Origin of the sequence: Nocardia vermiculata NBRC 100427 (assembly GCF_001613265.1) — a bacterium.
In the GTDB taxonomy this organism is placed as follows: domain Bacteria; phylum Actinomycetota; class Actinomycetes; order Mycobacteriales; family Mycobacteriaceae; genus Nocardia; species Nocardia vermiculata.
This window is the reverse complement of sequence record NZ_BDCA01000001.1, coordinates 405,069-423,198: the sequence shown is the minus strand read 5'-3', so window position 1 is coordinate 423,198 and position 18,130 is coordinate 405,069. Positions and strand designations below refer to the sequence as shown.

Sequence of the window (18,130 nt, the reverse complement as noted above, 5' to 3'; positions counted from 1 at the left end):
CATGCGCTGGATGTTCCTAGGGTCAGGGCGCATAATATTGATGACTCTTATCTAGATCGCTCATGAATGGAGATCTTGATGGAACTGCGTCAGCTCACTTACTTCGTTGCCGTGTGCGAGGAGCTGAGCTTCAGCCGGGCCGCTGTCCGGTGCTTCATATCGCAATCGGCTATCAGTCATCAGATCGCGCGCTTGGAACATGATCTTGGTGTTCAGTTGTTCGAACGCTCCACGCGTTCGGTTCTGCCCACCGAGGCTACCGCTCGGCTACTTCCCCTTGCGAAACAAATGCTGAGCCTCGAATCGGCGATCCGCGCAGCTGTACGCGACTCCGGGCCACGAATTCGCCTGGCAGCGAACATGTCCTTCGCAACCCGTTCGCTGTCGGCGATCGCGGGGGCACGCGCTGCGCATCCGGGTGCCGAAATCGAGTTCGTCATCAAGCCTTTCCGGCAGCGCATCGCCGCGGTCTCCGACGGCGATTGTGATCTTGCTCTCATTCGAGGCAGTGTGGAGCAGCCTGGTCTGACGGTGGAACAACTGTGGGTCGAGGACCTCGTCATCGCCACGTCGCCGGCTCATCAATTGGCCGGGCGCGTCGATGTGAAACTGACCGAGTTGGGGAAATTTCCGCTGTTGCTGCCTCCGGAGACCGAACAGGTGCTGCTGCACAACGTGGTCCGGCACGCCTTCGCGGACCTGCCGGTCCGCCCGAGCTACGGCCCGTCCATCCCGCCCGACCACACCGCGACGATGGAATTGGTGAATCGGCCCAACGCCTGGACCATCCTGTACGCGGACAGTGCCACCGAGGGGATAGCGACGCTGAAACTCGAGGGGCGTCCATTGCGAATCCCGGTATCGGCCGTGCTGCGGGGCGATGCCCGGCCCTCGCCGATCCTGACGACTCTGCTCCAGGCATTACACAGCGCCTGAGGCCGCGCTCACCTGCTGTGCCGCGCGGACCTACCGGGGGTCGGGTACCGTAGTGCCCACACGAGGGGAAGCGTGGAGGTTTCGGGGTGGGTTGTGCAGCACAGTCCAAGCGTCGTCAGGGAATTCGCGGCTGGTTGCGCGCCGTCGGCGTCGTGTCCGCCGTGGTACTGATGGCATCGGTAGGCATTGCTCAGGTAGGTATCGCTCAGGTCGGGGCCGCACCTGTGCGGGTATCGGCGCATGGATTCGAGGACCTGTTCGTCCCTTCCAGCATGGGGCCGATCAAGGTGCAGGTGCAATGGGCGGCCCGCGGTGGAAGCTCCGCCGTGTACGTCCTCGACGGCCTGCGCGCGCCCGACGACCACAGCCAATGGGTCAGCGATACCGATGTGCTGCGTCAATTCACGGGTGACGACGTCACATTGGTGTTCCCGGTCGGCGGACGCTCCAGTTTCTACACCGACTGGTACCGGCCGAGCAGCACCAACCACCAGACCACGACCTACAAGTGGGAAACATTTCCCACCCGGGAACTGCCGGAATTCCTGTCCCGCTACGGGGTCTCACGCAGCAACAACGCGATCGTCGGTGCGTCGATGGGCGGGAACGCCGCGCTGGTGATCGCAGGGCATTATCGTGATCAGTTCCGGATGGCCGGATCGTTCTCGGGGATGGTGCACCCCACCTTCCCGCTGTGGAACGAGGCGATGCGCGCTGCGATGTGGGACGAGGGACAGTTCGATGTCGACGATATGTGGGGCCCGGCCGGTGATCCGGCCTGGAACCGCAACGACGCCACCAACCAGGCGGAACTGCTGCGCGGCCTGCCGGTGTACGTCTCCTCCGGCAATGGTGTACCCGGTCCGCTCGACCTGCCGAACGGGGCCGTGAACACCACCAATGCCAGTGGGTTGGAGATGATGGCCGGCACTGCCGCCCGAATGTTCGGTGATCGGGCCGCGGCGTTGGGACTCGATGCCAGAGTGGAAGTCGGTAACGGCACACACTGCTGGCCGTACTGGCAACGAGCAATTGCCGCGGCCCGTCCGATGGTTCTCGATGCGCTGGGTGCGCGCTGAGGGACCTCAGGACCGCGATTCGATGCGGTGGAACAGGAATTCCACCAGGGTGATCAGTGAACGCAGGCAGGTGCCGCGGTCACGCGCGTCGAGCGCGGTCAGCGGAGTGCCCGGCTCGAGGTCGAGCGCATCGCGGATCTCGCTGAGCGGAAAGCGCTGTGCCCCGTCGAACTCGTTGATCGCGACCGAGTACGGCACGCCGCGTTCCTCGAGAATCGACAACACCTCGTCGGCCTTGTCGATCCGGCGGGTGTCGACGAGAACCAATGCGCCCAGCGCACCCTGTGCCAGTTCTTCCCACAATGGCAGGAAGCGCCGCTGCCCGGGAGTGCCGAACAGATACAGCGCCAGCTGCGGATTGAGCGTGATCCGGCCGAAGTCCATCGCCACAGTGGTGGTCTGCTTACCGGGGAGACCGGCCATATCGTCGACGCCGACGCTGGCCTCGGTGATGGTCTCCTCGGTGCGCAGCGGTCGGATCTCGGACACGCTGTTGACGAATGTGGTTTTGCCGACCCCGAAGTTGCCCGCTACCAACAGCTTGACCGACCGCGTGACCGTCTCGGGGACGTAGTCGACGGTGCGGTCGGGTGCGGGGCTGTGTCGTTCGGACAGGGCAGTCGGGCGCTCAGACGGCGAGAGCGCGGAGCCCATTCAGTACCTCCTCGAGCAGGGCGACCTCCGGCACATAGCCTTCCGGGGTCGGATTGACCAGATGGCCGCTGTCGAGAAGGTCCGATACCACAATCTTCACTACCGAGGGCGGCAGATCGAGATAGGCGGCCACCTCGGCGAGCGACAGTGCACCACGCCGGCTGCAGATACTCATCACCCGGCGTGCATCCGGGCCGGCGGCAGGAGGGGGATCCTGCGCTACCACAACAAGTGTCACCAGGTCCACCGAGCGGGTCGCACGCGTGCGACCGCCCGTGCGCACATAGGCACGGACCAGGTCGGGATCGCGCCGGTGGGTGCTCATGCCCGGTCGCTACCGGGCCTGTGGCGGGGCAAGCTGCCGAGTTCGCGACCGACTCTGACAGCGAGCTCGTTCATCCGGTGCGCGACCATGCTGACATCAACATCAGCCATCGTCGAGACACCGATCAACGCGCCCTCACCTGCTGCGGTAATGAAGATCATGCCCTCGTCGTACTCGGTCATGTTCTGGCGCACCGAGTTCGCACCGCCACAGAACTCGGTGAGCGCTTTACCGAGCGAACGCAGCCCGGAGGCAGCGGCGGCGAAACGCTCGGCGTCGTCGAGGGCGATGGCACCCGCGTGGGCGATACGCAGGCCGTCCTCGGACAGCAGGACCGCGAATCTGACACCCGGGACCGTGAGGTCCTCGAGCATCCAGGCCAGCTTGTTGTCGTTGTCGCTGATGGTTGTGCCGGGTGTGGCCATCAGGAGTTCGTCCCTTCGGAGTTGTCGTGTGCGGCTTCACGTCCAGTGGTGGTGCCGGACTGCCAGGCCCGAGCGATATCGACGCGAGGCAGGCCGCTGTCGGTGGTCGGCCCGCCACTGGTCCGTCCCCGCACCGGAGGAGGAACCGACACACTGCGCCGACGCCGCCGGGGCAGGCCGCCGGGGGTGATCTCGTGCACGGTCGAATTCTGTCCCGTGGGAATCGGATCCGCAGCAGGTGCGGCAGCCGGTGCCTCGGCCAGCACGTGGCGGTTCGGCGTGCCGATATCACTGGAGGCCGAGCCGATGCTGCTGGACGCCGAGCCGATGCTGCTCGACGCGGAGCCGATGCTGCTGGAGGCCGAGCCGATGTTGTTCGGGGCCGAGCCGATGCCGTTCGACGCGGAGGCGAGGCTGACCGCGGCGGGCGCCGGGGCACTACTCACGGCAGGTGTCGCGGGCTCGATCGGTGAAGCGAGCGGCACCGCGGCCTCGTTGTCGGTGGTCTCGGGCCGGGCGGTGAGCAGAGTTTCGGGTACGTAGACCATCGCGCGCATACCCCCGTAGACGTTGGGGCCGTCGATATACACGGTGAAACCGTAGCGGCGGGCGAGCGCGGCGACACCGGGGAAGCCGACGCGCGGAGTCGGGCCCAGTTGGTGAATATCGACTGTGCGCTCGCCGGCGAGAACCTGGCGCGCCTCCTCCATCTGCTCGGGGTTCATCCGGACACCGGCGTCGTCGATGATCACCGTCAGGCCGTGATGGCCTTCCTGGAAGGTGACATCCACGAACGAGGTCGGTGGCGAGTAGCGCAGTGCGTTGTCCAGCAGGGTGGCCAGCGTGTGCACGAGTGGTTCGACCGCGCGGCTGATCACCACGCGCTCGAGCTGCTGCGGCCGCACGCGAGTGAAGTCGCGGACGCGGCCGACGGAGCCGCCGACGATATCGGTGAGCGACTGCTGGGGCCAGCGGCGGCCGGGCAGGCCACCACAGACGATCACGTAGGACTGCGCCTGGCGGATCATCTGCTGCACACTGTGATCGATGCGGATCAGCGTCTCGTAGACGTCGTCGCCGCGGTGTTCGCGCAGCGCAGTGCTCACGACCTGACCGACGTCGGCGCCCAGGCTGACCACAGAGGTGCCGAACGCGCGCACGGCCGCACTGGTCGCTTCACGCGAGGCGTTCTCGATCTGTTCCCGGACGCCGGACTCGGCGGCGGCGACCGCCTGCTGCTTCTCGTATTCCAGCTCCTGGCTGGTGCGTTCGTGTGTTTCGGTCGCGACACGATGCAGATCGTCGGCATAGCGCTCGGTGAGTCGCTGCAACAGACGGGCGAAGCGGGAGCCGCCTCGGTCGATTGCGGGCAATTCGACGGTCGACTCGGACCGGCGCACCGAGTCGGCCACCAGTCCCATGGTCGTAGTCGAAAAATTCTCGAGCTGATCTTCGTGAGCGCGTAACTCCGCCTCCGCGGCGAGCGCGCGCGTCTTCTGTTGCGACGCGTAGTAAACGGCGTATAGGGCTCCCGCGATCGTCACGATCAGAATGGCGGCGAGGATCCACGAAAGTGTCACGGCGGTAGCTTGATTCATCAGTTACCTCGGTGCCGGATGTCCGGCCGGTTGGTCCTTCCCTGCTCGGCGGCCGCGAACAAACACGGCCGAATGACATACAGGTCGGACGGCCGGAACGCGGCAGGCAGGATAATACTGCACCTCACCTGGATGGGACCTCGAAGCGCTTACCGGACAGGCGAATTCACTATCGCCTTACCGGCGGAGGATCCCGATCGGCCCCAGCACCCGACGACAGCCAAGATATCAGCAATTCCGGGTGGCAGCGACCGATTCGTTATGTACGGCTCGGTAGTATATCTTCGTCGCAGGTGTTTCGGATTTGTTCGGGCAGAGACGGTTTCGTCCACCCCGTCACCATCGATCCTGACAACCCGGCTTGACCAGCGGGGACCGAGTGTCGGGCGCCGGGGCGGATCGCGGAAGATCATCGCCCGATTACATGCGCTGACAGATGCGCGACGGCTGAATCTCGCCGAATTCGATCCTCGGCTCCGACAAGCCTGTGTGACGCGAACTTATCCGGAACTGTTGCCGATCTTGTCCGATCTGCCGGACGTGGACGATCGGTCGAATATCGGAAATGCAGACGGCCCGCCGGGGCGATACCGCGAAGTATCGCCACCGACGGGCCGTTCTCCCTGCAGGGGTCTTGTTGTCAGCCCTTGTGGGACTTGACCGCCTCGGTCAGCTGCGGGGCGACGTTGAACAGGTCGCCCACGATGCCGTAGTCGCTGATCTCGAAGATCGGCGCCTCTTCGTCCTTGTTGACCGCGACGATGGTCTTCGAGGTCTGCATACCGGCACGGTGCTGGATGGCGCCGGAGATGCCCAGGGCGACATAGAGCTGCGGCGACACCGTCTTACCGGTCTGGCCGACCTGGAACTGGCCCGGGTAGTAGCCCGAGTCGACGGCCGCACGCGAGGCGCCGACGGCGGCACCGAGCGCATCGGCCAGCGGCTCGATGACCTTGTGGAAGTTGTCCTCGCTACCGACACCGCGGCCACCGGAGACCACGATGGTGGCCTCGGTGAGCTCCGGACGATCGCCACCGACGACGGGCTCGCGAGAGGTCACCTTGGTGACGCCCTCTTCCTGAGCCGGAACCTCGACGGTGACCTTCTCGCCCGCGCCGGCCTGCGGAGCGGCCTCGATCGCGCCCGGGCGCACCGAGATCACCGGCACGTCGCCGGTGGCCTTGGCGTCCACGGTGAACGCGCCACCGAAGATGGAGTGCGTGGCCGAACCGTCGGCCTTGACGTCGATGACATCGACCAGCAGGCCCGAGCCGATCCGGGCGGCCAGGCGACCGGTGACCTCTTTACCCTCTGCGGAGGCGGCGACCAGCACGGCGGCCGGGGAGGCCGACTCGGCCAGACCGGCCAGCACGTCGACCTTCGGGGTCACCAGGAAGCCCTCGGCGTCGTCGGACTCGGCGACGTAGATCTTCTCGGCGCCCGCAGCGGCCAGCGCATCGGCCAGCTTGTCGGCGGTGCCGGGCGCACCCAGCACGACCGCGGCGGGGGTGCCCAGCGAGCGGGCGGCGGTGAGCAGTTCGGTGGTGACCTTCTTCGGGGCACCTTCGGCGTGCTCTACGAGCACAAGTACTTCTGCCATGGAATTCTTCTCCTAGTGAGACTCTCGTCCGGCCGGCGAAGCCGGAGTGCGGCGAACGGGCGACTCAGATGATCTTCTGTCCGACGAGGTACTGCGCGACCTGGTTGCCGCCCTCGCCCTCGTCGGTGACCTTCTCGCCGGCGGTGCGCGGCGGCTTCGGGGTCACGCCGGTGACCGTGGTGCCGGAATTCGCCACACCGACGGTCGACGGGTCGATGCCCAGGTCGGCCAGGGCAAAGGTCTGAACTTCCTTCTTCTTCGCGGCCATGATGCCCTTGAAGGAGGGGAAGCGGGGCTCGTTGATCTTCTCGGTGACCGAGACGATGGCCGGCAGGGTGGCCTCGAGCTTGAACACGCCCTCGTCGGTTTCGCGCTCGCCGGAGATCTTCTCCCCGTCGACGGTGAGCTTGCGCAGGTGGGTCAGCTGGGGGATGCCCAGGTACTCGGCGATGATGGCCGGCACGGCACCCGCGCGACCGTCGGTGGCTTCGTTGCCGGCGATGACCAGTTCGATGCCTTCGATCTGGCCCAGCGCACCGGCCAGCACCCATGCGGTCTGCACCGCGTCGGAGCCCTGGATGGCGTCGTCCTTGACGTGGATGGCCTTGTCGGCACCCATGGACAGGGCCTTGCGGATCGCTTCGGTGGCGCGCTCGGGACCCATCGCGAGGACGGTGACCTCGCCGCCCTGGGCTTCCTTGATCAGCAAGGCCTCTTCGACGGCGCGCTCGTTGATCTCGTCCAGGATCGCGTCGGCGGCCTCCCGGTCGAGGGTGAAGTCACCATCGCTGAGCTTGCGCTCGGACCAGGTGTCGGGAACCTGCTTGATCAGTACGACGATATTCGGCATTGGTCTTCGTCGACCTCCTGTTCTGGTGGCACGTGAGTGGGGTCGCACGATCGGGGGTGGCCGTACGTCCACATGAAAAGCTCCGTCACATCTAAAGCTCCGTCCGGGAGATTACCCTACATTAAGTTACTCGCGGGTAACTTAGGGTGTGATGTTCTCCATGTCCGGTCCGGACGTGGGTGTGATACACGCAACCGCTAACGTCGACCCAATGAGTGAGGCTGTTGTCGACCCGGTGAGCGGGAAGTCCGCCCAGGTGGAACCGGGGGAGTCGGTGGCGCCGTTGCCGCTGACCGGTGAGCGGACCGTGCCCGGGATCGCGGAGGAGAACTACTGGTTCCGCCGGCACGAGATCGTCTATGCCCGCCTGCTCGAGCGGTGTGCCGGTGCCACCGTCCTGGAAGCGGGGTCCGGAGAAGGCTACGGCGCGAACATGATCGCCGATGTGGCAACCCGGGTCATCGGCCTCGACTACGACACCGGTGCGGTGGAACACGTACGCGCTGCCTACCCGCGGGTGGAGATGATGCAGGGCAATCTCGCCGAGTTGCCGCTCGGCGACGCCTCGGTCGATGTGGTGGTGAACTTCCAGGTCGTCGAACACCTCTGGGATCAAGGACAATTCCTGCGCGAATGTCTGCGGGTGCTTCGGCCGGGCGGTGAACTGTTGATCAGCACGCCGAATCGGATCACCTTCTCGCCGGGGCGCGATACGCCGCTCAATCCCTTTCACACCCGTGAGCTCAACGCCGCGGAACTTTCGGAGTTGCTGGTGCAGGCCGGATTCCGGGTCGAGACCATGGCCGGTGTGCACCACGGCCCCGCGTTGGTCGACCTCGACCAGCGGTGGGGTGGGTCGTTCATCGACGCCCAGATCGAGCGGGCGCTGGCCGGTGATCCGTGGCCGGACGAGCTGACCGCGGCCGTGGCCGGAGTGCGGATCGACGATTTCGAGTTGCGGCCGCTGCCGGCGGCTACCGCACCCGGAGGGTGGGGTCCCGATATCGACGCGAGCCTCGATCTGGTGTCCATCGCGGTGAAGCCGTGACCGATTCCCGCGCGGTACCGGGCCAGTTCACTCTGGTCCTGCATTCGCATCTGCCCTGGCTGGCCCACCACGGTCGGTGGCCGGTCGGTGAGGAATGGCTGTACCAGTCCTGGGCGGCGTCCTATCTTCCCGTCGCCCGCGTGCTCGCACAGCTGGCCGCCGAAGGCCGATCGCATCTGCTCAGCTTCGGCATCACCCCGGTGCTGGCAGCACAGCTCGACGATCCACATGCCCTCGCGGCCATGCATCACTGGCTGGGCAACTGGCAGATGCGCGCCGACGAGGCGTCGATGGCCGGCCGGACCGACCTGGGCCGCTACGAACACGGCCTGGCCGTCGCGGCGATCGAGGATTTCGAGGTGCGCTGGCGGCACGGCGGCTCACCGGTGTGGCGTGAGTTGATCGACGCCGAGGCGATCGAACTGCTCGGCGGACCGCTCGCGCATCCGTTCCAGCCGCTGCTGGACCCGCGGCTGCGGTCCTTCCAGCTGCGCGAGGGTCTGGCCGATGCGCGGCATCGCTGGGGCCGCCGGCCCACCGGGCTCTGGGCGCCGGAATGCGGCTTCACGCCTGGGATGGAACAGGGCTATGCCGATGCCGGTGTGACACATTTCATGGTCGACGGACCCGCGCTGCGCGGTGACACGACCCTCGGGCGCCCGGTCCGCGGCAGCGATGTTCTGGCCTTCGGCCGCGATCTCCAGGTCAGTTATCGAGTGTGGTCGCCGAAATCGGGATATCCAGGCCAGAGCCACTATCGCGACTTCCACCACTACGACCACGACACCGGTCTGAAGCCGGCGCGCGTCACCGGCAAGCAGGTCGCCGGGCCGGACAAGGCGCCTTATGATCCCGCGGCCGCCGCCCGGTCGGTGCGTCGCGATGTCGCCGATTTCGTCGACACGGTCCGGGAACGGTTGCTGTCGGAATCCGAGCGCATCGGACGTCCGGCGCTCGTGGTGGCCGCATTCGACACCGAACTGTTCGGACACTGGTGGCACGAGGGCCCGCAGTGGCTCGAGCAGGTGCTGCGTGCCCTGCCCGAGGCCGGTGTGACGGTCGGGACCTTGGCCGACGCCCGCGCCGCCGGGTATGTCGGCAGCCCCGTGGACCTGGCCGACTCGTCCTGGGGATCGGGCAAGGACTGGCGGGTCTGGGCCGGTGACCAGGTGCGCGACCTGGTGGACCTGAACGCCGAGGTGGTGCGTACCGCGCTGGATACGCTCGACAAGATGGCCGCGCAGTCCGACGGCCTGCGTGACCCGATGGCCGATCAACTGCTGCGCGAGGCCGTCCTGGCGGTGTCCAGTGACTGGGCGTTCATGGTCAGCAAGGACTCCGCGGCCGGGTACGCCCGCGACCGCGCGCACGAACACGCCCACGCCGTCCGGGAGATCGCCGCAGCTGTCGCCGGCGGACAACTCGCCAAAGCACGGCAGTTGGCGGCAGGATGGTATGCGGCCGACGGATTCTTCCCCGCTCTGGACGCGCGACGGCTCGACGTGCGAGGTACGGGCAGCCCCGTGGTCGGTCACCGCTCGGCGGGAGTAACAGAAGGACCGGCATGAAGATCTTGATGGTGTCGTGGGAGTACCCACCGGTAGTCGTCGGCGGGCTCGGTCGCCACGTCCATCACCTGGCCGTCGAACTGGCAGCGGCCGGCCACGAGGTGGTCGTGCTGGCGCGCCGGCCGATGGGAACCGACGCCACGACGCATCCCACCCACACCTTCATCGACGAACGGGTGCTGGTGGTCGCCGTCGCCGAGGACCCACCGTCCTTCGACTTCGGCGAGGACATGCTGGCCTGGACGTTGGCCATGGGCCATGCCATGGTGCGGGCGGGTATCGCGCTGAGTAAACCCGGCATCGCCGAGGGCTGGACGCCCGATGTGGTGCACGCGCACGACTGGCTGGTCGCGCACTCGGCCATCGCGCTGGCCGAACACTACGACGTACCGCTGGTGTCGACCATCCACGCCACCGAGGCCGGTCGGCACAGCGGCTGGGTGTCGGGCCGGGTCAACAAACAGGTGCATTCGGTGGAGTGGTGGCTGGCACGGGAATCCGACGCGCTGATCACCTGCTCGACCTCGATGCAGGAAGAAGTGGAGAGCCTCTACGGCCCCGAACTGGTTCCGGTGACCGTGATTCGCAACGGGATCGATGTGGGGGCGTGGACCTTTCGTGAGCGCTCGCCGCGGTCGGGGCCGCCGCGGCTGCTGTATGTGGGCCGGCTCGAATACGAGAAGGGCATCCAGGACGCGATTGCCGCACTGCCGCGGATCCGGCGGGCCCATCCCGGCGCCACCCTGACCATCGCCGGTGTCGGCACCCAATTCGAATGGCTGCGTGAGCGTGCCCGGGTGCATCGGGTGGCGCGGGCGGTGAACTTCGCGGGGCGGCTGGATCACGCCGAACTCCTGGGCTGGCTGCACGGTGCCGATGCCGTGGTGCTGCCCAGCCGCTACGAACCGTTCGGCATCGTCGCGCTGGAAGCCGCGGCCGCGGGAACCCCGCTGGTCACCTCCACGGCCGGTGGGCTGGGTGAGCTGGTGATCGACGGTGTCACCGGAACCTCGTTCGACCCCGCGGACGTGACCGGTCTGGTCGAAGCGGTGACGGCGGTACTCGACGATCCGATCGCCGCACAGCGCCGTGCCTACGCCGCACACGAGCGGCTGAGCGAGGACTTCGCCTGGGATGTGGTGGCCGCGGAAACGATTCAGGTCTATCAAGCCGCCAAGCGCCGGGTCCGTAACCCACTGGGGCGTCCGGTGATCACCGAACGGCCGCTGCCGGAACGTGATCCGAACAATCCGCTGTAGGAGGTAGCCCGCAGCCGTCGTCGCCGTGAACAGTCGGTGTGACCGACATCTCGTTCACCGGGTCGGCATCGCGGCGACACCGGTCTGTCGCCGGGACGCCGGATCGGCCTGGCTTCATCGATGCATGACGCCATCGTCCGTGCTGACAGCGACCCGCACGACCGGTTCAGGGGTGGCGGCGCCACGATATTCCCTGGTCGTGTCGTCCGACTCCGACCACCGTATGGCCGCACAGCGGTTGCGCTACCGGGTGTTCGCCGGGGAACCGGGCTTCGACATTCCGTTCAACGCCGAGGGGCGCGATGCCGACCGATTCGACGACCACTGCGACCATCTGCTGGTCCGTGACGAGACGACCGGTGAGTTCGCCGGGTGCTACCGGATGCTGCCTCCGGACCGGGTGCGCGCCGCGGGCGGGTACTACACCGCCACCGAATTCGACCTGAGCGCAATGGATCCCGAACGCCGCCGGATCGTGGAGATGGGCCGGGCCTGTGTGGTGCCCGAACATCGCAACGGCTCGGTGCTGACCCTCATGTGGGCCGGAATTCTGCACTACATCCAGCTCACCGGCTACGACTGGGTGATGGGGTGTGTCTCGGTGCCGATGCGGGCGACCCCGCCCGAGGCACCCGGCGTGAACGTGGCGGCGGTCCGGAACCTGCTGCTCGACAGGCATGCCGCCGATCCGGCCTACCGCGTGCGCCCGCATCGCCCGGTCGTCGTCGACGGCCGCGGGCTCGACGAACTCGCGGGCACAGCCCGTCCCGCACCGCCACCACTGCTGCGCGGATACCTGCGCCTGGGTGCCGAAATCTGTGGTGAACCGGCGCACGATCCGGACTTCGGTGTCGCGGATTTCGTTGCGCTGCTGGGCCTGGAGACCATCAACACCCGCTATCTGGACCGGCTGCAGAGCGCGGCGGGAGCGATGGATGGACGCGCGGCCGAACAGCCGAAGCCGGCAGCGGCGAGCGCGCGGACGGCCGGAGGTGTGTGATGACGTCATCCGTGGTCGGCACCGAGGCGAAGCAGCTGCGTGGTGTGCCAGGCGATTCGGTCGTCGCAGCGCATCGCAGCCGAGTTGCGGACGCACGGTGCCTCGTCGCCGCCCCGGTCGAGCCGGCTCGGATTCCGGTTCCGCCCGTCCATGCGTGGACTCCGGTCAGTCCGTGTGGCTCCGGCTGTGTGGAGGTGCCGACCGGGGCGGGCCTGATCCGCCGGGCCGCGCGGGTGCTGGGTATCGCGGGGCTGCTGGCGGCCTTCCCGGTGGTCAACCTGCTGACGCCGTCGAAGCGTCGGGCGGGCCTGCAGCGCCGGTGTGCCCGGTGGCTGTTGCGCTGCTGTGGAATACGGGTACGGGTCATCGATCGGCGGGGCGCTGCCGAGGGGGCGCCCAGTGGTTCGGGCCTGCTCGTGGTGGCCGGACATATCGGGTGGGCCGATGTGCTCGCACTCGCCACTGTGTCGCCGATGGGCTTCGTTGCGCGGGCCGATCTGGTCGCCTGGCCGGTGCTGGGCCGGGTGGCGCGGCTGATGCGGGTGATCCCGATCGAACGCGAGCGGCTGCGGCAACTGCCCGAGGTGATCGCCGCGACGAGTGCGCGGCTGGCGGCCGGAGAGCGGGTCGGCGTGTTTCCCGAGGGCACCACCTGGTGCGGTCGTGCGCACGGGCGATTTCGCCCGGCCCTGTTCCAGGCCGCGGTCGACACCGCCACACCGGTGCAGCCGATCCGGCTGCGCTATCTGAGCGCCGGAGGCGAGCTGTCGACCGTGCCGGCCTTCGTCGGCGCGGAAGGGTTCCTCGATTCGGCACGTCGTGTGTTGCGCGCCGAGGGGGTGGTCGCCGAACTGGTGCTGCTACCGGTCGAAGGCCCCGGTACCGACCGGCGCGATCTGGTCCGCCGCTGCGAGCAGGCGCTGCGCGGGGACGACGAGATGCGGATCGACGAGCACGCCACCGCCCTGGGCACCGGACCGACCCGGGAAATCGTCGCCGCCGCGCGGTACCCCGCCCGGCGGGCCGAACCAGCGCCGGACAGGAGTGTCGCGCCGATATCCTCGGATTGATCCCTTACCGCGCCGCCGCCGGGTACCGGGGTTCGTGTCGAGCGGTCCGCGTGACCGGGCTGCGCGCCCTGCACGAGTGCAGTGATCCGGCAGCGGAACCGCGGCCGGTGCGCTGGGGCACGTCACGACCAGAGCACCGACGGCGTGATTACGGCCCGTCCGGCATTTTTCGGTGCTGTCCGGAGTTGTAGGTGTGGGACCTTTCTGTGGAACTCGAGATCGAAGGAGAAAGCGTGACCGAAACGCGGAGGGCGATTCTGGCAGGCGGATGCTTCTGGGGCATGGAGGATCTGATCCGCAAGCAGCCGGGTGTGGTGTCGACCCGCGTCGGCTACACCGGTGGCAGCAACGATTACCCGACCTACCCCAACCATCCGGGCCATGCCGAGGCGCTGGAGATCACCTATGACCCGGCCCGCACCGATTACCGGGCATTGCTGGAGTTCTTCTTCCAGATCCACGATCCGAGCACCAAGGACCGGCAGGGCAACGATATCGGCACCAGCTACCGTTCGGCGATCTTCTACCTGGACGACGAACAGCAGCGCATCGCGCGCGACACCATTGCCGATGTGGACGCTTCCGGCCTGTGGCCCGGCCCCGTGGTGACCGAGGTGACCCCGGCGAGTGAGTTCTGGGAAGCCGAGCCCGAGCATCAGGACTATCTGGTGCGCTACCCGCAGGGCTACACCTGCCATTTCCCGCGGCCGGGCTGGAAGTTGCCGGAGCGCTCTGCGACCTCGCAGTAGTCCCGTGATCAATCCATTGCCGGCGCTCGGCCGGACGCTCGCGCGCATGCCCTGGGTGATGCGCACCGGTCCGGTGATCGCGGTGCTGGAACGGTCCGTGCGGCGCCTGACCCGCGGTCGGCACGGCGTCCTCGATCTGGCCGGGCTGCCGTCCATGGAGCTCACCGTGCTGGGGCGCAGGTCCGGAGTGCCGCGCACGGTTTCGCTGCTCTACGTTCCCGAACGCCCCGATCGGTACCTACTGGTCGGGTCCAATTGGGGCCGGTCCGAGCATCCGTCCTGGTCGGCGAATCTGGCGGCGGCCACCGACGCCGAGGTGCACAGTGGGGGCGTGCGGATCAAGGTTCGTGTCGAGCATCTGCGCGGTGCGGCGCGGGAGCGAGCCTGGGAGCGCGCCGTGGCCTACTGGCCCGGATACGCCATGGAACAGCGCCTGGCGGGATCCCGCCGGTTCCGGCTGTTCGAACTCACGCCCATCTGATCCCGTACCGGCCGATTTCGCGCCCCGGTCACCCCGCGCTGCTGGACAATGAGTGCCGAGCCGACACACGTGCGGACCGACCGGTGACGGGTGAGATACGGATGCGATCAGGACAGGACAGCGCACTGGTTCGGCGCCGCGCTGCACTGGAACGACAGTGGGCGAGCTGGGTTCCGGACGCGCGCGGTGCGGGGCGTTCGTTGCGCGCCGACGCGGTACGCCCGCGTCCCGATGTGGCGCAGTCGTGGGTTCGATCGCGAGCGTTCGTCGATCCCGCCACCGACTGTGCGCCCGCCGCGGACGGGGACGTGGCCTCGAAATGGGCGCAGTCACCACTGCGTGCCCCCATCGCCGAGCTGTCGGATCAGCTGCACGGCATCACCCACGACGCCGGTTTCGTCGCCGCGGTCACCGACGAGGCCGGCACCATCCTGTGGTCCGACGGTGGACAGGTGATGCGCCGGCGCGCCGAACGGGTGGGTTTCACTCCCGGGGGCCGGTGGGACGAGAACCACATGGGCACCAACGCGCTGTCGCTGGCGCTGCACACCGGCCGCCCGAACACCGTCTTCTCCGCCGAGCATCTGGTGGAGGCGCTGCACGGCTGGGTCTGCTACTGCGCGCCGATCCGCGCCGCCGACGGCCGGCAGCTCGGGGTGCTGGACCTGTCGACCACGTGGGACCGTTCCCATCCGCTGGCCATGTCCACCGTGCTGTCGCTGACCGCCGCGGTGGAGGCCAAACTGCACTGCGCCGGTGTGGTCACCGAATCCGGGGTGCGCCTGGAATGTCTCGGCGGTGGCACGCTGATGCGGTCCGGCCGGCCGGTGCGGTTGCGCCGCCGGCTACTCGAAATCCTCACGCTGCTCGCGCTGGAACCCGACGGTTATACCCCGGAGCAACTGCAACTGGCGGTCTACGGGGACCGGGTCACCGGGTCCAGCACCCTCAAAGCCGATGTCTCGCATCTGCGCCGTGCCACCGGAGGCGATATCAGTAACCGGGTCTACCGGTTGACCACCCCGGTGCGTTGCGATGCCACCGAGCTGCTCGCCGCCCTCGCCGCCGGTGACATCGCCGCCGCGGTGCGGCTCTATCGCGGCCCGCTGTTGCCCGGCTCGCAGACCCCGGGCATCGTCGAGTGGCGCGAGTATCTCGAAGTCGGTGTCCGTACCGCGGTGCTGGCTGCCGACCAGGCCGGATATGCGTTGGACTACGGCGCCAGAGCGCCCGGTGACATCGAGATCCACGAACACGCGTTGCGCCTGCTGCCGGTCGGTGACGCCCGCCGCGCGGTGGCGGCTGCGCGTCTGCACACCGCCCTCCGCACGGGCTGACCCCGCAACGCACGCCGTGCTCTCGAGCATGTCGGCCGGGTTCAACCTTGTGCCAACCTTCGTGGCTCATAGTGGTCCACATCACGATGAACCATGTCGTGATGCCGACCCTTCGTGACTCATCGAGGAGCGCCCGTCATGATCTACGCCAAGCCCGGCACCGAAGGCAGCATCGTCTCCTACGCCGACCGCTACGACAACTTCATCGGTGGTCAATGGACGGCACCGGTCGAGGGCAGGTACTTCGAGAATCCGTCGCCGGTGGACGGGCAGACGTTCTGCCGGGTGGCGCGGTCCTCGGCTGCCGACGTGGAGTTGGCGCTGGACGCCGCGCACGCTGCCGCCGACGCATGGGGCGCCACCGCGGCCGGTGAGCGTGCCAACATCCTGAACAAGATCGCCGACCGGATCGAGGCGAATCTGGAACGGCTGGCGGTCGCCGAAACCTGGGACAACGGCAAGCCGGTCCGTGAAACTCTCGCCGCCGATCTGCCCTTGGCGGTGGACCACTTCCGATACTTCGCCGGCGCCATCCGCGCGCAGGAGGGCGGCGTCAGCGAGATCGATGCCGACACCATCGCCTACCACTTCCACGAACCGCTGGGTGTGGTGGGACAGATCATTCCGTGGAACTTCCCGATCCTCATGGCGACCTGGAAACTGGCGCCGGCACTGGCCGCGGGCAATGCCGTGGTGCTCAAGCCGGCCGAGCAGACCCCCGCCTCGATCCTGAAGGTGGTCGAGTTGATCGCGGATCTGCTGCCGCCGGGAGTCCTGAACGTGGTCAACGGGTTCGGTGTGGAAACGGGCAAGCCGCTGGCGTCGAGTCCGCGGGTGGCGAAGGTGGCGTTCACCGGCGAAACCACCACCGGTCGGCTGATCATGCAGTACGCCAGCGAGAACATCATTCCGGTCACCCTGGAACTGGGTGGTAAGAGCCCGAACATCTTCCTGCCCGATGTGATGGCTGCTGACGACGCGTTCCTGGACAAGGCGGTCGAGGGTTTCGTGATGTTCGCGCTGAACCAGGGCGAGGTGTGTACCTGCCCGTCGCGCGCGCTCATCCATTCCTCGATCTACGACGAGTTCATGGCTCGCTGCCTGGAACGGACCAAGGCGATCGTCAGCGGCAATCCGCTCGACACCGAGACCATGATCGGCGCTCAGGCCAGCAACGACCAGTACGAGAAGATCATGTCCTACATCGACATCGGCCGCCAGGAAGGCGCCGAGGTCCTGACCGGAGGTACTGCGCGCAAGGTCGACGGCCTGGCGGACGGCTACTACGTCGAGCCGACCATCCTGCAGGGCAGCAACGACATGCGGGTCTTCCAGGAGGAGATCTTCGGCCCGGTCGTCGCGGTGACCACCTTCGACAGCACCGAACAGGCGCTCGAGCTAGCCAACGACACCCTGTACGGGCTCGGCGCGGGCGTGTGGACTCGTGACGGCAACACCGCCTACCGGCTGGGCCGCGGCATCAAGGCGGGGCGGGTGTGGACCAACTGCTATCACGCCTATCCCGCGCACGCGGCCTTCGGCGGTTACAAGAAGTCCGGCATCGGCCGGGAGAACCACCGCATGATGCTCGATCACTACCAGCAGACCAAGAACCTGCTGGTCAGTTACTCGCCGAACAAGCAGGGCTTCTTCTGATGGGCGCCCGCGTCGACCTGACCGAGGCCGCCCGGGCTGTGCTGGACGACCTGGTTCACCGGCACGGACCGGTGATGTTCCATCAGTCCGGTGGCTGCTGTGACGGCAGCTCCCCGATGTGCTTCCCACGTGGTGAATTCCGGGTGGGTGCCGCGGATGTCCTCCTCGGCCGGGTCGGCGCGGACGTCCCGTTCTGGATGAGCGCCGATCAGTACGAGTACTGGAAGCACACCTTCCTGACGATCGATGTGGTTCCCGGACGAGGCAGCGGCTTCTCCCTCGAAGCTCCCGAGGGGGTGCGTTTCCTGATCCGTTCCCGGTTGCTCACCGATGCCGAGCTGGCCGAGTTCGCCGACGAGCGGCCGTTGACCGGGGCGGATATCACCAGCTGAGAGCAGTGCCGGCGGGGCGGGGTGCGCGGTGCACACGCCGTGCAGATCTCGCCTCGCCGCGGTGTGCCACGGCGTAGTCTGGCCGGAGATCGTCCGATAGACA

Annotated in this window: 18 protein-coding genes; 12 read left to right on the top strand and 6 right to left on the bottom strand. The window is 67.4% G+C overall.

What is annotated here, in order from left to right; all coding sequences use genetic code 11:
- Nucleotides 1-78: 78 nt before the first annotated feature.
- Together NV2_RS01985 and NV2_RS01980 are read left to right on the top strand one after the other, a co-directional pair.
- Nucleotides 79-936 (top strand): LysR family transcriptional regulator, encoded by an 858-nt coding sequence (locus NV2_RS01985; protein ID WP_067869168.1) that lies wholly within the window; start codon nt 79-81, stop codon nt 934-936.
- A gap of 86 nt (nt 937-1,022) precedes the next feature.
- Nucleotides 1,023-2,015 carry an alpha/beta hydrolase gene (locus NV2_RS01980; protein ID WP_245662391.1) on the top strand — a complete coding sequence of 331 codons (993 nt, stop codon included), beginning with the start codon at nt 1,023-1,025 and terminating at the stop codon, nt 2,013-2,015.
- Between the two features lie 6 nt (nt 2,016-2,021).
- Here the strand turns inward: NV2_RS01980 and NV2_RS01975 are convergent, their stop codons facing one another.
- From NV2_RS01975 to NV2_RS01950, 6 genes are all read right to left on the bottom strand, one after another.
- Nucleotides 2,022-2,669 (bottom strand): GTP-binding protein, encoded by a 648-nt coding sequence (locus tag NV2_RS01975; RefSeq protein ID WP_067868243.1) that lies wholly within the window; start codon nt 2,667-2,669, stop codon nt 2,022-2,024.
- A complete protein-coding gene (locus NV2_RS01970; RefSeq protein ID WP_067868240.1) occupies nt 2,644-2,994 on the bottom strand; it encodes a DUF742 domain-containing protein in 351 nt (116 codons plus the stop codon). Before NV2_RS01970 ends, NV2_RS01975 begins: the two co-directional genes overlap by 26 nt.
- Nucleotides 2,991-3,419 (bottom strand): roadblock/LC7 domain-containing protein, encoded by a 429-nt coding sequence (locus NV2_RS01965; protein ID WP_067868237.1) that lies wholly within the window; start codon nt 3,417-3,419, stop codon nt 2,991-2,993. Before NV2_RS01965 ends, NV2_RS01970 begins: the two co-directional genes overlap by 4 nt.
- Nucleotides 3,419-4,999, bottom strand: a complete 1,581-nt coding sequence (locus NV2_RS01960) for an ATP-binding protein (protein WP_307612369.1) — start codon at nt 4,997-4,999, stop codon at nt 3,419-3,421. The genes NV2_RS01965 and NV2_RS01960 overlap by 1 nt, the downstream gene beginning before the upstream one ends.
- Nucleotides 5,000-5,657: 658 nt before the next feature.
- Nucleotides 5,658-6,617 carry an electron transfer flavoprotein subunit alpha/FixB family protein gene (locus NV2_RS01955; protein ID WP_067868226.1) on the bottom strand — a complete coding sequence of 320 codons (960 nt, stop codon included), beginning with the start codon at nt 6,615-6,617 and terminating at the stop codon, nt 5,658-5,660.
- A 64-nt stretch (nt 6,618-6,681) separates the two neighbouring features.
- Nucleotides 6,682-7,467, bottom strand: coding sequence for an electron transfer flavoprotein subunit beta/FixA family protein (locus NV2_RS01950; protein WP_067868225.1), 786 nt, complete (start codon nt 7,465-7,467; stop codon nt 6,682-6,684).
- A 211-nt stretch (nt 7,468-7,678) separates the two neighbouring features.
- On the opposite strand from NV2_RS01950, the gene NV2_RS01945 reads away from it, so the two are divergent.
- The 10 genes from NV2_RS01945 (at nt 7,679) to NV2_RS01900 (ending at nt 18,027) form a co-directional block, all read left to right on the top strand.
- Nucleotides 7,679-8,515: a class I SAM-dependent methyltransferase gene (locus tag NV2_RS01945; protein ID WP_067868223.1), complete on the top strand. Its 837-nt coding sequence runs from the start codon at nt 7,679-7,681 to the stop codon at nt 8,513-8,515.
- Complete coding sequence (locus NV2_RS01940) at nt 8,512-10,083, top strand: 1,4-alpha-glucan branching protein domain-containing protein (protein WP_067868220.1); 1,572 nt, start codon at nt 8,512-8,514, stop codon at nt 10,081-10,083. The genes NV2_RS01945 and NV2_RS01940 overlap by 4 nt, the downstream gene beginning before the upstream one ends.
- Nucleotides 10,080-11,342, top strand: a complete 1,263-nt coding sequence (locus NV2_RS01935; protein WP_067868217.1) for a glycosyltransferase family 4 protein — start codon at nt 10,080-10,082, stop codon at nt 11,340-11,342. Before NV2_RS01940 ends, NV2_RS01935 begins: the two co-directional genes overlap by 4 nt.
- 124 nt (nt 11,343-11,466) lie before the next feature.
- A complete protein-coding gene (locus NV2_RS01930) occupies nt 11,467-12,342 on the top strand; it encodes a GNAT family N-acetyltransferase (RefSeq protein ID WP_067868214.1) in 876 nt (291 codons plus the stop codon).
- Complete coding sequence (locus NV2_RS01925) at nt 12,342-13,412, top strand: lysophospholipid acyltransferase family protein (protein WP_084473769.1); 1,071 nt, start codon at nt 12,342-12,344, stop codon at nt 13,410-13,412. Before NV2_RS01930 ends, NV2_RS01925 begins: the two co-directional genes overlap by 1 nt.
- 233 nt (nt 13,413-13,645) lie before the next feature.
- Nucleotides 13,646-14,161 (top strand): peptide-methionine (S)-S-oxide reductase MsrA, encoded by a 516-nt coding sequence (gene msrA / locus NV2_RS01920; protein ID WP_067869159.1) that lies wholly within the window; start codon nt 13,646-13,648, stop codon nt 14,159-14,161.
- A 4-nt stretch (nt 14,162-14,165) separates the two neighbouring features.
- A complete protein-coding gene (locus tag NV2_RS01915) occupies nt 14,166-14,642 on the top strand; it encodes a nitroreductase family deazaflavin-dependent oxidoreductase (protein WP_245662390.1) in 477 nt (158 codons plus the stop codon).
- Nucleotides 14,643-14,743: 101 nt separating this feature from the next.
- A complete protein-coding gene (locus NV2_RS01910; protein ID WP_067868211.1) occupies nt 14,744-15,979 on the top strand; it encodes a sigma-54-dependent transcriptional regulator family protein in 1,236 nt (411 codons plus the stop codon).
- 138 nt (nt 15,980-16,117) lie between these two features.
- Complete coding sequence (gene exaC / locus NV2_RS01905) at nt 16,118-17,635, top strand: acetaldehyde dehydrogenase ExaC (protein ID WP_067868208.1); 1,518 nt, start codon at nt 16,118-16,120, stop codon at nt 17,633-17,635.
- A complete protein-coding gene (locus NV2_RS01900) occupies nt 17,635-18,027 on the top strand; it encodes a DUF779 domain-containing protein (protein WP_067868205.1) in 393 nt (130 codons plus the stop codon). Before exaC ends, NV2_RS01900 begins: the two co-directional genes overlap by 1 nt.
- The last annotated feature ends 103 nt before the right edge of the window (nt 18,028-18,130 follow it).

Coding starts and splice junctions, on each gene's coding strand:
- NV2_RS01975 (WP_067868243.1), bottom strand. CDS start 2,669: ATGGGCTCCGCGCTCTCGCCGTCTGAGCGCCCGACTGCCCTGTCCGAA.
- NV2_RS01910 (WP_067868211.1), top strand. CDS start 14,744: ATGCGATCAGGACAGGACAGCGCACTGGTTCGGCGCCGCGCTGCACTG.
- NV2_RS01925 (WP_084473769.1), top strand. CDS start 12,342: ATGACGTCATCCGTGGTCGGCACCGAGGCGAAGCAGCTGCGTGGTGTG.
- NV2_RS01970 (WP_067868240.1), bottom strand. CDS start 2,994: ATGAGCACCCACCGGCGCGATCCCGACCTGGTCCGTGCCTATGTGCGC.
- NV2_RS01935 (WP_067868217.1), top strand. CDS start 10,080: ATGAAGATCTTGATGGTGTCGTGGGAGTACCCACCGGTAGTCGTCGGC.
- NV2_RS01985 (WP_067869168.1), top strand. CDS start 79: ATGGAACTGCGTCAGCTCACTTACTTCGTTGCCGTGTGCGAGGAGCTG.
- NV2_RS01930 (WP_067868214.1), top strand. CDS start 11,467: ATGACGCCATCGTCCGTGCTGACAGCGACCCGCACGACCGGTTCAGGG.
- NV2_RS01900 (WP_067868205.1), top strand. CDS start 17,635: ATGGGCGCCCGCGTCGACCTGACCGAGGCCGCCCGGGCTGTGCTGGAC.
- exaC (WP_067868208.1), top strand. CDS start 16,118: ATGATCTACGCCAAGCCCGGCACCGAAGGCAGCATCGTCTCCTACGCC.
- NV2_RS01950 (WP_067868225.1), bottom strand. CDS start 7,467: ATGCCGAATATCGTCGTACTGATCAAGCAGGTTCCCGACACCTGGTCC.
- NV2_RS01945 (WP_067868223.1), top strand. CDS start 7,679: ATGAGTGAGGCTGTTGTCGACCCGGTGAGCGGGAAGTCCGCCCAGGTG.
- NV2_RS01965 (WP_067868237.1), bottom strand. CDS start 3,419: ATGGCCACACCCGGCACAACCATCAGCGACAACGACAACAAGCTGGCC.
- NV2_RS01955 (WP_067868226.1), bottom strand. CDS start 6,617: ATGGCAGAAGTACTTGTGCTCGTAGAGCACGCCGAAGGTGCCCCGAAG.